This is a genomic window from Pseudomonas sp. LBUM920 (assembly GCF_003852315.1).
In the GTDB taxonomy this organism is placed as follows: Bacteria; Pseudomonadota; Gammaproteobacteria; order Pseudomonadales; family Pseudomonadaceae; genus Aquipseudomonas.
In genome coordinates, this window is sequence record NZ_CP027762.1 from 5986137 (window position 1) to 5999251 (window position 13115).

Genomic DNA, 13115 nt, shown 5'->3' on the forward strand with positions numbered 1-13115 from the left:
TTGCTCACGGCGCTTGCAGACTTAAGCACTCGATGCAAAAAGGGCGACCCATGGGTCGCCCTTTTGTTTGGCCTAAGTTTTACGCCGCACTGAACAGCTTATGCGGATCAATCACAAACTTCTTCGGCACACCGGCATCGAACTCGCCGTACCCACGCGGTGCGTCATCCAGGCTGATGACCTGCACACCAACAATTTCAGCAATGTTGATGCGGTCCCACATGATTGCCTGCATCAGCTGGCGGTTGTACTTCATCACTGGGGTTTGGCCAGTGTGGAAGCTGTGGGATTTAGCCCAGCCCAGACCGAAGCGAATGCTCAGGCTGCCCATTTTCGCGGCGGCATCGACGGCGCCTGGGTCTTCGGTGACGTACAGGCCAGGGATACCGATTTTGCCCGCCACGCGGACCACGCCCATCAACGAGTTGAGCACGGTGGCCGGTGCTTCTGCCTTGGCGCCTTCATGGCCGTGGCCACGGGCTTCGAAGCCCACCGCATCGACGGCGCAGTCAACTTCGGGCTCGCCCAGCAGTGCGGCGATCTGTTCGTGCAGCGGCGTGTCTTTGGACAGGTCGGCAATTTCAAAGCCCTGCGCCTTGGCGTGTGCCAGGCGAATCGGGTTGACGTCGCCGATGATCACCACAGCGGCGCCCAGCAACCGCGCCGAAGCGGCCGCGGCCAGGCCAACCGGGCCGGCGCCGGCGATATACACCGTGCTGCCCGGACCAACGCCAGCGGTGACGGCGCCGTGATAGCCGGTTGGCAGGATGTCGGAGAGGCAGGTCAGGTCGCGAATTTTCTCCATGGCCTTGTCGCGGTCCGGCAGTTTCAGCAGGTTGAAGTCGGCGTACGGCACCAGCACGTATTCGGCCTGGCCGCCGGTCCAGTCGCCCATGTCGACATAACCGTATGCACCACCGGCACGGGCCGGGTTGACGGTCAGGCACACGCCGGTGTGTTGTTCCTTGCACGAGCGGCAGCGGCCGCATGCGACGTTGAACGGCACCGAGACCAGGTCGCCGATTTTCAGGTTTTCGACGTCGCTGCCCTTCTCGATCACTTCGCCGGTGATTTCGTGCCCCAGGACCAGGCCGGTCTGGGCAGTGGTACGGCCGCGCACCATGTGTTGGTCGGAGCCGCAGATGTTGGTGGAGACCACGCGCAGGATGACGCCGTGCTCAATCTTCCTGCCACGGGGGTCCTGCATTTTGGGATAGTCGATTTTCTGTACTTCGACCTTGCCGTTGCCGAGATACACGACACCACGATTACCAGACATGCTTTCACCTCGCTGTTGTTTTTATGGAACCGCGTTGCCCAGGCAGGCAGCGCGTTTAAGTGCTCGGGTTACAGATGCTGTGTTTGCGTTGTTTGTCAGGGCCTCATCGGGGGCAAGCCCCCTCCCACATTTGACTGCATTCACCTATCAAAGGTAGGAGGGGCCTTGCCCCCGATGGAGTCAGTCAAAGCACCACCGTTCTATTGGCGTTCAAAAACACCCGCCGCTCAATGTGATACCCCACCGCCCGGGCCAGCGTCAGCCCTTCGATATCCCGCCCCTTGGCAATCAAATCCTCGGGATAATGGCTGTGGTCCACCACCTCCACGCCCTGGGCGATGATCGGACCTTCATCCAGATCGTTATTGATGTAATGCGCGGTGGCGCCAACCAGTTTCACGCCCTTGTTGTAGGCCTGGTGATACGGCTTGGCACCTTTGAACCCCGGCAGCAACGAGTGATGGATATTGATGGCTTTGCCATCCAGCTTGCGGCACAGCTCCGGCGACAGCACTTGCATGTAGCGCGCAAGAATCACCAGTTCGGCGCCGGTCTCTTCAATCACTTGCCACACCTGACGCTCCTGGGACGGCTTGTCGTTGGGGTCGAGGGGAAAATGGTAGTAGGGAATCTGGTGCCAGTCGGCCAATGGCTTGAGGTCAGGGTGATTGGACACCACGGCGACCACGTCCATCGACAGTTGGCCGATGCGCTGGCGGTACAGCAGGTCGTTGAGGCAGTGATCGGCCTTGGAGACCATGATCACCACTTTTGGCCGGTAATTCGGCGCCGTCAGTTCGAAGATCATGCCAAACGCTTCACCGCGCGTGGCCAGGCCGTCGCGAAACGCCTGCTCGTCAAACCCGTCGGGCTGGCGGAATTCCACGCGAATAAAAAACCGGCCCGAGAGTCGGTCATCGAACGAATGGTGCTCGGTGACGTAGCAGCCCTGTTCGAACAGATAGCGGGTGACCGCGTCCACCGTGCCGAGCACGCTGGGGCAGTCGGCGGTCAAAATCCATGTATCAGGTGCGCGGCTCATAGTGAATCCTCAGGCCCTTGTGGCGAGGGGGCTTGCCCCCGTTGGGCGGCGAAGCAGCCCCAAAACCTGCCACTCGGCTGTTTCAGAAAAATACGCGAATCCTGGGACCGCTGCGCGCTCCAACGGGGGGCAAGCCCCCTAGCCACAACAGCCCTCTGGTGTTCATTCGATCAGGCTTGAACACTCAGGCCGAATTCGGCCGAGGCATCCTGCAGCCACAACCACCAGTAGTCCGAGAAGCTGCGACGAATCACCAGTTCCCAAGTGTCTTCAGCCGTGTGGCGGATCACCAGTTGGGACTTGGCGAACACCGTGCCCACCGCCTTGCCCACCGGGAAGTTGTTGGGGTGCACGTCGTAGCTGGTGGACTTCATCAACACGTCGCGCACGTTCGGGCCGCTAAGCTCGAGGATCTCCTGGCCGCCGCTGACGTTGACGATCTGGATATGCAGGTCGCCCAAGGCAGCCCGCAGGTTTTGCTCGGCGGCAAGTTCTTCACCGCTTGGCACCACCAGCAGCCACTCATCCGGGCCGAGCCATTGCAGGCTGGTTTCGCCGTTGATGATGACTTGCAGGGCGCCAGGCAGTTCGATGCCGAGGGCTTTGTGCACGCCGGCAGCGAAGGCCGCATCGTGGCCATCGCCACGGAGGGTCAGGTGGCCGAGCAGTTTCTTTTCACGCACGGTCACGCCGGCGTTCTTGCGGCCCTTGCCCACCAGGCTGGCGAGGTCGGCATGGTGCAGCGACGACTCGGCCTTGGCACCGGCGGTGGGGCGTTGTTGGTAAACATTGGCTGCTGTCATAAAGCACCTATCTGAATTCTGTTGTGCGGCTACTGGCCTCATCGGGGGCAAGCCCCCTCCCACAGGGGAATGCATTTCAACATGTGGGAGGGGGCTTGCCCCCGATGCAGGCACCTCGGTCTATCAGATGTTCTGCCGCTCACCTTTCGGGTCAAAGAACACCGAGGACACAATCTCCGCCTCGATCACGCTGCCATCGGCCTGCGGTGAGAACACCCGCTCGCCGATGCGCTTCAAACCGCCCTTCACCACCGCCATCGCAAACGAGTAACCCAGCGAGTTATGCGCATAGCTTGAGGTCACGTGGCCGACCATCTTCATCGGGATCGTCTGCTTCGGATCGAACACCAGCTGCGCGCCTTCCGGCAGCCACACCGTCGGATCAATCGGCTTCAAGCCCACCAGTTGCTTGCGCTCTTCACGCACGCAGTCTTCACGGTTCATCCCGCGCCAGCCGATCCACGAGAACGGTTTGGTGCGGCCTACACACCAGCCCATGTTCAGGTCGTCCGGGGTCATCGAGCCGTCGGTGTCCTGGCCGACGATGATGAAACCCTTCTCGGCCCGCAGCACGTGCATGGTCTCGGTGCCGTACGGGGTCAGGTTGTACTTTTTGCCGGCCTCGACGATCTGCTCGAGCACGCCCATGGCGTAGTCGGCCTGCACGTTGACTTCGTACGACAGCTCGCCGGTAAACGAGATACGGAACACCCGCGCCGGCACGCCGCCGACCAGGCCTTCTTTCCAGGTCATGAACGGGAAGCCGTCCTTGTCCAGGTCGATATCAGTCACTTCGGCCAGCAGCTTGCGGCTGTTGGGGCCGGACAGGGTCATGGTCGCCCAGTGGTCGGTGACCGAAGTGAAGTACACCTTCAGGTCTGGCCACTCGGTCTGTTGATAGATCTCCAGCCATTGCAATACGCGCGCGGCGCCGCCGGTGGTGGTGGTCATCAGGAAGTGGTTGTCAGCGAGGCAGGCGGTCACGCCGTCGTCGAAGACCATGCCGTCTTCCTTGCACATCAGGCCGTAGCGCGCCTTGCCCACGTCGAGCTTGGTCCAGGCATTGCTGTAGATGCGGTTGAGGAACTCGCGCGCATCCGGGCCTTGAATGTCGATCTTGCCGAGGGTGGACGCATCCAGCAGGCCGACGCTGTCGCGCACCGCCAGGCATTCGCGTTTGACGGCGGCGTGCAGGTCTTCACCGTTGCGCGGGAAGTACCACGGGCGTTTCCACTGGCCGACGTCTTCAAACTCGGCGCCGTTTTTCACGTGCCAGGCGTGCAGCGCGGTGTAGCGCACCGGCTCAAAGATGTGCCCACAGTGGCGGCCCGCTACGGCGCCGAAGGTCACCGGCGTGTAGTTGGGGCGGAACATGGTGGTGCCCATCTGCGGGATGGTCACATTCAGCGAACGGGCCGCGATGGCCAGGCCATTGACGTTACCCAGCTTGCCCTGGTCGGTGCCGAACCCCAGCGCGGTATAGCGTTTGACGTGCTCGACCGACTCGAAACCTTCGCGGGTCGCCAGTTCGATGGCGGCGGCGGTGACGTCGTTTTGCAGGTCGACGAATTGCTTCGGCGCCCGTGCAGTGGCTTTCTCGTGCGGCACCTGGAACAGCGCCAGGGTCGGCTCTTCCAGACGGCTCAAGGCTTTGGGCAGCGTGCCTTCCACCGGCGCAAAACCGGCTTCGCTGGCCGCGCGCACGCCGCCTTCAAAGCCATCGGCCAGGGAATCGCCAAGGCCGTAGACGCCATTGATCCCACCCACGCACACGCGTTTTTGCGGTGCTTCGCCCGGCACAAAACCGAGGATGTCTTCACGCCAGGTCGGCTTGCCGCCCAAGTGCGAGGCCAAGTGAACCACCGGGCTGTAGCCGCCGGAGCTGGCCACCAGGTCGCAGTCCAGCCACTCACCGGGGCTGGTGACTTTGTGCGCTTTAACGTCAATGGCGGCGACGCGAGCAGCGGTCACGTGCTTGCTGCCACGCGCTTCGATCACGGCGCTGCCGGTGAGGATGCGAATGCCTTTGGCGCGGGCTTCTTCCACCAGCGCACCGCGAGGGTTGTGGCGCGCATCGGCCACGGCGACGACGGTAAGGCCCGCGTCGAACCAGTCCAGCGCCACGCGGTAGGCGTGGTCGTTATTAGTCGAAAGCACCAGTTTTTTACCGGGTGCCACGCCGTAACGACGCACGTAAGTGGAGACCGCGCCGGCCAGCATGTTGCCCGGCACGTCGTTGTTGCCGTACACCAGCGGGCGCTCGCACGCACCGGTCGCCAGCACCACACGCTTGGCCCGCACACGGTGGATGCGCTGACGCACCACGCCAATCGGCGCGCGGTCACCGAGGTGGTCGGTGAGGCGTTCGTGAATGGTCAGGAAGTTGTGGTCGTGGTAACCGTTGACGGTGGCGCGAGGCAGCAGCACCACGTCCGGCAGAGCCTTGAGCTCAGCGATCACACTGGCAACCCATTCGGTGGCTGGCTTGCCGTCGAGGCTTTCGCGCGAATCCAGCAGCGAGCCGCCGAATTCTTCCTGCTCATCGGCGATGATCACTCGTGCGCCGCTGCGCGCAGCCGCCAGGGCCGCCGACAAACCGGCAGGGCCTGCGCCAACGACCAGCACGTCGCAATGACGGTTGAAGTTGTCGTAGGTGTCCGGGTCGTTCTCGGTGGGCGAGCGCCCCAGACCTGCTGCCTTGCGAATGTACTTCTCGTACGTCATCCAGAACGATTGCGGGTACATGAAGGTTTTGTAGTAGAAACCCGGTGGCATCAGCTTGCCGCCGACCTTGCCGAGAATGCCCATCATGTCGTTGTTCACGCTCGGCCAGCCGTTGGTGCTGGTGGCGACCAAACCCTGGTAAAGCGCCTGTTGCGTGGCACGCACGTTAGGGATTTGCGTGGCTTCGGTGGCGCCGATCTGCAGCACCGCGTTCGGCTCTTCGGCACCGGCGGCAAAGATGCCGCGCGGGCGCGAGTACTTGAAGCTGCGGCCGATGATGTCGACGCCATTGGCCAGCAAGGCGGCGGCCAGCGTGTCGCCCTCAAAGCCTTTGTAGCTCTGGCCGTTGAAGCTGAAGGTCAGGACTTTGTTGCGGTCGATGCGGCCACCGTTGGACAGGCGATTGATCTGGCTCATACCTTCTCTCCAGAAGCCTTGGCGGTGAATTGCGGCTTCTCGCCAATCTTGTAGGTTTCAAGAATTTCGTAGGTCACGGTGTCGCGCGTGGCGTTGAAATACTGGCGGCAACCGGCGGCGTGAATCCACAGCTCGTGGTGCAGGCCACGGGGGTTATCGCGGAAGAACATGTAGTCGCCCCACTGCTCATCGGTGCAGGCATTCGGGTCCAGCGGGCGCGGGATGTGCGCTTGGCCGGACGCGTGAAATTCCTCTTCGGAGCGCAGTTCGCCACAGTGAGGACAGAAGATATGCAACATAGGAAATTTCTCCTGTTAGTGGGCGACGGCCGCAGCGCCGTGTTCGTCGATCAACGCACCGTTGTGGAAACGGTCGATGGAGAAAGGCGCGGCCAGCGGGTGCATTTCACCCTTGGCGAGGCTCGCGGCAAACACGTTGCCTGAGCCCGGCGTGGCCTTGAAGCCACCGGTGCCCCAACCGCAGTTGAAGAACATGTTCGGCACTGGCGTCTTGGAGATGATCGGGCAGGCGTCCGGCGTGGTGTCGACGATGCCGCCCCACTGACGGTTCATGCGCACGCGCGACAGCACCGGGAACATCTCGACGATGGCCTGAATGGTGTGTTCGATCACCGGGTACGAGCCGCGCTGGCCATAGCCGTTGTAGCCATCGATGCCGGCGCCGATCACCAGGTCGCCCTTGTCGGACTGGCTGATATAACCGTGCACGGCGTTGGACATGATCACGCTGTCGATAATCGGCTTGATCGGCTCGGAAACGAGCGCTTGCAGCGGGTGGGATTCGATCGGCAGGCGAAAGCCCGCGAGCGAAGCCATGTGCCCGGAGTTACCGGCCGTCACCACACCGACGCGCTTGGCGCCGATAAAGCCTTTGTTGGTTTCAACACCGATGCACACGCCGTTTTCCTTGCGAAAGCCGATCACTTCGGTCTGCTGGATCAGGTCCACACCGAGTGCGTCCGCTGCGCGGGCAAAACCCCACGCCACGGCATCGTGACGGGCCACGCCGCCGCGCCGTTGCACGGTGGCGCCGAGTACCGGGTAGCGGGTGTTTTTCGAGCAGTCGAGGTACGGGATCTCGTCGGCCACTTGTTTGGCGTTGAGCAGTTCGCCGTCCACGCCGTTGAGGCGGTTGGCGCTGACGCGGCGCTCGGAGTCACGGATGTCTTGCAGGGTGTGGCACAGGTTGTAGACGCCACGCTGGGAGAACATCACGTTGTAGTTCAGGTCCTGGGACAGCCCTTCCCAGAGTTTCATCGCGTGTTCGTACAGGTGCGCCGACTCGTCCCACAGGTAGTTGGAACGCACGATGGTGGTATTGCGCGCGGTGTTACCGCCGCCCAGCCAGCCTTTCTCGACCACGGCCACATTGGTGATGCCGTGTTCCTTGGCCAGGTAGTAGGCGGTCGCCAGACCATGCCCGCCGCCGCCGACGATGACCACGTCGTAGACCTTTTTCGGTGTGGGCGTGCGCCACATCTTCTGCCAGTTTTCGTGGTGGCTGAGTGAGTGCTTGAAGAGGCCGAAGCCCGAGTAGCGTTGCATAGTCATTACTCCAAAACCGCGCTCAGCGATAAACCGGGAAATCAGCGCACAGGGCAGACACGTGCTTGGCCACGTTGGCCTCGACATCGGCGTCGCCGAGGTTGTCGAGGATGTCGCAGATCCAGCCGGCCAGCTCAATGCACTGCGGCACTTTGAAGCCACGTGTGGTCACCGCTGGGGTGCCGATGCGCAGGCCCGAGGTCACGAACGGCGACTGCGGGTCATTCGGCACGGCGTTCTTGTTGACGGTGATGTGGGCGCGACCAAGGGCGGCGTCCGCCTCTTTGCCGGTGAGGCCCTGACGGATCAGGCTGACCAGGAACAGGTGGTTGTCGGTGCCGCCGGACACCACGTCGTAGCCACGTTTGATAAACACACTGGCCATGGCCTGGGCGTTTTCGATCACTTGTTGCTGGTAGACCTTGAAGCCTGGCTCCGCCGCTTCCTTGAAGCACACCGCCTTGCCGGCGATCACATGCATCAGCGGGCCGCCCTGGGCGCCGGGGAATACGGCGGCGTTGAGTTTTTTCTCAATCCCTTCGTTGGCCTTGGCCAGGATCAAGCCGCCACGCGGACCGCGCAGGGTTTTGTGGGTGGTGGTGGTGACCACATCGGCATACGGCAGCGGGTTCGGGTACAAACCGGCGGCCACCAGGCCGGCGACGTGGGCCATGTCAACGAACAGCAGCGCGCCAACCTTGTCGGCGATCGCGCGGAAACGCGGGAAATCCAGGGTTTTGGAGTAAGCGGAGAAACCGGCCACCACCATCTTCGGCTTGTGCTCCACCGCCAGGCGCTCGACTTCGTCGTAGTCGATCAGGCCGGTGTCAGTGTTGATGCCGTATTGCACCGCGTTGTACAGCTTGCCCGAGGACGACACTTTGGCGCCGTGGGTCAAGTGACCGCCATGGGCCAGGCTCATGCCGAGGATGGTGTCGCCGGCGTTCAGCAGTGCCAGGTACACCGCGCTGTTGGCGGACGAGCCGGAGTGCGGCTGCACGTTGGCGTAATCGGCGCCGAACAGCTGCTTGGCGCGCTCGATGGCCAGGGCTTCAACCTTGTCCACATGCTCGCAGCCGCCGTAGTAGCGCTTGCCGGGGTAGCCTTCGGCGTATTTGTTGGTGAGGCCGCTGCCCTGAGCTTCCATCACGCGTTTGCTGGTGTAGTTCTCGGACGCGATCAGCTCGATATGATCTTCCTGACGCTGCTCCTCGGCATTCATCGCCGCCAGCAAGGCGTCGTCATATCCCTGGATCTGGTCTTTTTTGCTGAACATCGCGTCTCTCCCAGCCTTTCGTATTGTTGAGGCCCGTGCAGGGCCTTTGATGCGATGGTAGGGCTGGCGCAGACAGGTCAAATGCCTACGGACGCCACGCAAAGGTGCGTTTACGACATAGCGGCAACAACACCGATCAAATGTGGGAGGGGCTTGCCCCCGATAGCGGCGGATCAGCTTGCACCTAGGCTGGCTGACACACCGCAATCGGGGGCAAGCCCCCTCCCACAGGGGTTAGGCGATGATCTGGCGCACGAGTAGCAGCAGCTGGAAATGCGCGGGATAGAGGGCATACGCCCAGCGCCGCATGGGCAGTGGCGTCACAGGGTTGGCGTGTCGCAAATGTGGGAGGGGGCTTGCCCCCGATAGCGGCGGATCAGCTCGCACCCAGGCAGGCTGACACACCGCAATCGGGGCAAGCCCCCTCCCACAGGGGTTAGGCGATGATCTGGCGCACGAGTAGCAGCAGCAGGAAATGCGCGGGATAGAGTGCATACGCCCAGCGCCGCATGGGCGGTGGCGTCATAGGGTTGGCGTGTCGCAAATGTGGGAGGGGGCTTGCCCCCGATAGCGGCGGATCAGCTTGCACCCAGGCAGGCTGACACACCGCAATCGGGGGCAAGCCCCCTCCCACAGGGGTTAGGCGATGATCTGGCGCACGAGTAGCAGCAGCAGAAAATGCACGGGATAGAGGGCATACGCCCAGCGCCGCATGGGCGGTGGCGTCACAGGGTTGGCGTGTCGCAATAAGAGGATCAAATGTGGGAGGGGGCTTGCCCCCGATAGCGGCGGATCAGCTTACACCTAGGCTGGCTGACACACCGCAATCGGGGGCAAGCCCCCTCCCACAGGGGTTAGGCGATGATCTGGCGCACGAGTAGCAGCAGCAGAAAATGCACGGGATAGAGTGCATACGCCCAGCGCCGCATGGCGGGCGGCGAGACGTTTTGGGCATGTCGCAATAAGACCACGCCAGCCAAAGGCGCGATCAGGCAGGCGGCCAACCCGGCCAGTGCCACGGTTGAGCCGCTGTTGAGCAAAATCTGCCATTGATTCGCCGCCACGCAGACCAACCCCGGCAACACACCGAAATACCATGGCCGACTGAACACCAGCAGCATCGCCAGCGGCAGCAATACACCGAAAATCCCGAACATCAGTTGAGTGGAAAACACCACGCCCAGCACGAGGGCGATCAGCGCCAATCCTCGATCAACAAGCGCCTTCTGCTGCCATCCTCTGGCAACCAGCAGGCCCAGCGCCAGGGTCGGCAATACGTTCAAGGTATCGGCATCGTCGATAAACAGTCGGTACGGTACTTCACTGATCACACTGAACAGCAGCAGCCAGCCCACGTAACGCCATTGGCCCGTTACCGGCGCATCTTTGACCCGGTGCAGGTTCGCCGCAATCGCCAGGCAAAACCAGGGGAATGCCAGGCGCCCCGGCACGTACAGGCCATCCAGGCTCAAGCCGACATAGCGCAGGTGATCCAGGACCATGCTCAGCAGCGCCAGCCACTTGAGCAGGTCCAGGGCGCCATCGCGCGCCTGCTTGGCAGGAATCGTTTCAGTACCGTGCATAATTCCCCAGTGACTTTGCATTTACAGTGCGTGCGCCCGCCCAACATTCTTGGTTACAGTGCGCACCAACATCGACCACAGGAATGGGCCATGACCGACAAGAGCCAACAATTCGCCAGCGACAACTATTCCGGCATTTGCCCGGAAGCCTGGGCCGCCATGGAACTCGCCAACCAGGGCCATCAGCGCGCCTACGGCGATGATGAATGGACCCACCGCGCCGCCGACGGTTTCCGCAATCTGTTCGAAACCGACTGCGAAGTATTCTTCGCCTTCAACGGCACCGCCGCCAACTCCCTGGCGTTGTCCTCGCTGTGCCAGAGCTACCATAGCGTGATTTGCTCGGAAACCGCCCACGTCGAAACCGACGAATGCGGCGCGCCGGAGTTTTTCTCCAACGGCTCCAAGCTGCTCACCGCCCGCACCGAAAACGGCAAGCTGACCCCCGAGTCGATCCGCGAGATCGCGCTCAAGCGCCAGGACATCCACTACCCCAAACCACGCGTGGTCACGCTGACCCAAGCCACCGAAGTCGGCAGCGTGTACACCCCGCAAGAAATCCGCGCGATCAGTGCCACCTGCAAGGAACTGGGCCTGAACCTGCACATGGACGGCGCACGCTTTTCCAACGCCTGCGCGTTCCTCGGCTGCTCCCCGGCCGACCTGACGTGGAAAGCCGGCGTGGACGTATTGTGCTTCGGCGGCACGAAAAACGGCATGGCGGTGGGTGAAGCCATCCTGTTCTTCAACCACAAGCTGGCCGAAGACTTCGATTACCGCTGCAAACAGGCCGGTCAGCTTGCATCAAAGATGCGCTTCCTCTCGGCGCCGTGGGTGGGCCTGCTGGAAAACGACGCCTGGCTCAAACACGCACGCCACGCCAACCACTGCGCGCAATTGCTGAGCAGCCTGGTGGCGGACATTCCTGGTGTGGAGTTGATGTTCCCGGTGCAAGCCAACGGCGTGTTCCTGCAACTCTCGGAAGCGGCCATCGAGGCCTTGACGGCCAAGGGCTGGCGCTTCTACACCTTCATCGGCAAAGGTGGCGCGCGGTTCATGTGTGCCTGGGATACCGAGGAAGAGCGCGTGCGCGAATTGGCAGCCGATATACGCGAAGTGATGGGCGCCTGAATTCACCACTGAACAAAATGTGAGAGGGGCTTGCCCCCGATAGCAGTTTTTCAGTCAGTGCATCAGTGACTGTTCCACTGCCATCGGGGGCAAGCCCCCTCCCACATTTGACCCTGCCCGCTTGAGGGTTCGGCCTATCAGAACTCGATCCGCACATCACCCTTCGGCACACTGCAGCACGACAGGATGTAGCCTTCGGCCTCGTCTTCCTCGGTAATCCCGCCGTTGTGCTCCATCTCGACCTCCCCGCCCAGCTTCATCACCTTGCAGGTGCCGCAGATGCCCATGCCGCAGGCTTTGGGAATCAGTAAACCAAGCTTGGCCGCAGCGGCGTGGACGGTTTCGCCCGGCGCCACGCGAATGCTCTTGCCCGACGCAATGAATTCCACCTGATGCAGGTCGGCCAAGTCGATTTCGGGGGCGTCGGCGGCCTGTTCGGCTTGCTCCACCGCGTCGGCACGCGCTTCCGGCGGCGTCGCGCCGAAGGACTCTTCGTGGTAGCGCGTCATGTCAAAGCCCGCCACTTCCAGCAGACGCTTCACCGCGTTCATGTACGGCGTAGGGCCGCAGCAGAACACTTCGCGCTCGAGGAAGTCCGGCACCATCAGTTCGAGCATCTTGTGGTTCAGGTAGCCGCGATAACCGGCCCAGGGCTCGCCGAGGCCGTGTTTTTCACAGATCAGGTGCAGGCTGAAGTTGTCGATTCGCGATGCCATGTGTTCCAGCTCGCGGTGGTAAATGATGTCTTTGGGCGAGCGCGCGCTGTGGATAAACGTCATGTCGACATTGGCGTTGGTGTCGTAATACCAACGCGCCATGGACATCACCGGCGTGATGCCGACGCCGCCGCTCAGATACAGCACTTTCGGGTTGCTGAAATCGATGGCATTGAACAGCCCCACCGGCCCGTGCACCGCCAGCTCCTGGCCTTCGTGCAGCGTGTCGTGCAGCCAGTTGGAGACTTTGCCGCCCGGCACGCGCTTGATCGTCACCGAAAAGCTGTACGGCACCGACGGTGAACTGGAGATGGTGTAGGAGCGCATGATCGGCTGGCCGTCGATTTCCAGCTCCAGGGTGACGAACTGCCCCGGCTTGAAAAAGAACAGGATCGGCTGGTCGGCCATAAAGCAGAAGGTGCGCACGTCCCAGGTTTCCTGGATGACTTTGACGCAACGGACAATGTGCCGACCATTGGCCCAGGTCTGGGTGGTGACCGGATTCAGGAAGCTGTTGGACATGCTGTTCTCCGCAGCCGTATATCGGCCTGATGGTGGCGATTCTGCGTAACGCGAGAA

At 62.1% G+C, this 13115-nt stretch carries 10 protein-coding genes and 2 pseudogenes; 1 reads left to right on the top strand and 11 read right to left on the bottom strand.

The genetic code is table 11. The features are described 5' to 3' along the window. Positions 1-79: 79 nt before the first annotated feature. The 10 genes and pseudogenes from fdhA to C4J83_RS27880 form a co-directional block, all read right to left on the bottom strand. A complete protein-coding gene (gene fdhA, locus C4J83_RS27830; protein WP_034116135.1) occupies positions 80-1279 on the bottom strand; it encodes a formaldehyde dehydrogenase, glutathione-independent in 1200 nt (399 codons plus the stop codon). Positions 1280-1463: 184 nt separating this feature from the next. Next, positions 1464-2321 carry a formyltetrahydrofolate deformylase gene (gene purU / locus C4J83_RS27835; RefSeq protein WP_032883972.1) on the bottom strand — a complete coding sequence of 286 codons (858 nt, stop codon included), beginning with the start codon at positions 2319-2321 and terminating at the stop codon, positions 1464-1466. A gap of 170 nt (positions 2322-2491) precedes the next feature. Beyond that, the gene (locus C4J83_RS27840; RefSeq protein WP_124418616.1) at positions 2492-3124 is read right to left on the bottom strand and encodes a sarcosine oxidase subunit gamma; all 633 of its coding nucleotides are present in this window, start codon (positions 3122-3124) and stop codon (positions 2492-2494) included. A 123-nt stretch (positions 3125-3247) separates the two neighbouring features. Then, complete coding sequence (locus tag C4J83_RS27845) at positions 3248-6265, bottom strand: sarcosine oxidase subunit alpha (protein WP_124418617.1); 3018 nt, start codon at positions 6263-6265, stop codon at positions 3248-3250. Beyond that, a complete protein-coding gene (locus C4J83_RS27850) occupies positions 6262-6564 on the bottom strand; it encodes a sarcosine oxidase subunit delta (RefSeq protein WP_003194855.1) in 303 nt (100 codons plus the stop codon). The genes C4J83_RS27845 and C4J83_RS27850 overlap by 4 nt, the downstream gene beginning before the upstream one ends. Before the next feature lie 15 nt (positions 6565-6579). Next, the gene (locus C4J83_RS27855; protein WP_010207084.1) at positions 6580-7830 is read right to left on the bottom strand and encodes a sarcosine oxidase subunit beta; all 1251 of its coding nucleotides are present in this window, start codon (positions 7828-7830) and stop codon (positions 6580-6582) included. A gap of 22 nt (positions 7831-7852) precedes the next feature. Continuing rightward, positions 7853-9106 (bottom strand): serine hydroxymethyltransferase, encoded by a 1254-nt coding sequence (glyA, locus tag C4J83_RS27860; RefSeq protein WP_124418618.1) that lies wholly within the window; start codon positions 9104-9106, stop codon positions 7853-7855. Positions 9107-9542: 436 nt separating this feature from the next. Beyond that, positions 9543-9650 (bottom strand): annotated as a pseudogene (locus tag C4J83_RS31295) (TraX family protein); the annotation flags it as partial. 95 nt (positions 9651-9745) lie between these two features. Then, positions 9746-9862: pseudogene (locus C4J83_RS30875) on the bottom strand (TraX family protein); the annotation flags it as partial. Positions 9863-9960: 98 nt separating this feature from the next. Next, positions 9961-10689, bottom strand: coding sequence for a TraX family protein (locus C4J83_RS27880; RefSeq protein WP_124418619.1), 729 nt, complete (start codon positions 10687-10689; stop codon positions 9961-9963). Between the two features lie 90 nt (positions 10690-10779). On the opposite strand from C4J83_RS27880, the gene C4J83_RS27885 reads away from it, so the two are divergent. Beyond that, on the top strand, positions 10780-11820 hold the full coding sequence (locus C4J83_RS27885; protein WP_106575584.1) for a threonine aldolase family protein: 1041 nt from the start codon (positions 10780-10782) through the stop codon (positions 11818-11820). A gap of 137 nt (positions 11821-11957) precedes the next feature. On the opposite strand, the gene gbcB is transcribed toward C4J83_RS27885, so the two are convergent. Beyond that, the gene (gene gbcB, locus C4J83_RS27890; RefSeq protein WP_119737577.1) at positions 11958-13058 is read right to left on the bottom strand and encodes a glycine betaine monooxygenase reductase subunit; all 1101 of its coding nucleotides are present in this window, start codon (positions 13056-13058) and stop codon (positions 11958-11960) included. Between the last annotated feature and the right edge of the window lie 57 nt (positions 13059-13115).

What these genes read in the sequence shown, in the direction of transcription:
- C4J83_RS27880 (WP_124418619.1), bottom strand. Translation starts at nt 10,689, where the DNA reads ATGCACGGTACTGAAACGATTCCTGCCAAGCAGGCGCGCGATGGCGCC.
- C4J83_RS27845 (WP_124418617.1), bottom strand. Translation starts at nt 6,265, where the DNA reads ATGAGCCAGATCAATCGCCTGTCCAACGGTGGCCGCATCGACCGCAAC.
- fdhA (WP_034116135.1), bottom strand. Translation starts at nt 1,279, where the DNA reads ATGTCTGGTAATCGTGGTGTCGTGTATCTCGGCAACGGCAAGGTCGAA.
- C4J83_RS27850 (WP_003194855.1), bottom strand. Translation starts at nt 6,564, where the DNA reads ATGTTGCATATCTTCTGTCCTCACTGTGGCGAACTGCGCTCCGAAGAG.
- C4J83_RS27885 (WP_106575584.1), top strand. Translation starts at nt 10,780, where the DNA reads ATGACCGACAAGAGCCAACAATTCGCCAGCGACAACTATTCCGGCATT.
- purU (WP_032883972.1), bottom strand. Translation starts at nt 2,321, where the DNA reads ATGAGCCGCGCACCTGATACATGGATTTTGACCGCCGACTGCCCCAGC.
- gbcB (WP_119737577.1), bottom strand. Translation starts at nt 13,058, where the DNA reads ATGTCCAACAGCTTCCTGAATCCGGTCACCACCCAGACCTGGGCCAAT.
- C4J83_RS27840 (WP_124418616.1), bottom strand. Translation starts at nt 3,124, where the DNA reads ATGACAGCAGCCAATGTTTACCAACAACGCCCCACCGCCGGTGCCAAG.
- C4J83_RS27855 (WP_010207084.1), bottom strand. Translation starts at nt 7,830, where the DNA reads ATGCAACGCTACTCGGGCTTCGGCCTCTTCAAGCACTCACTCAGCCAC.
- glyA (WP_124418618.1), bottom strand. Translation starts at nt 9,106, where the DNA reads ATGTTCAGCAAAAAAGACCAGATCCAGGGATATGACGACGCCTTGCTG.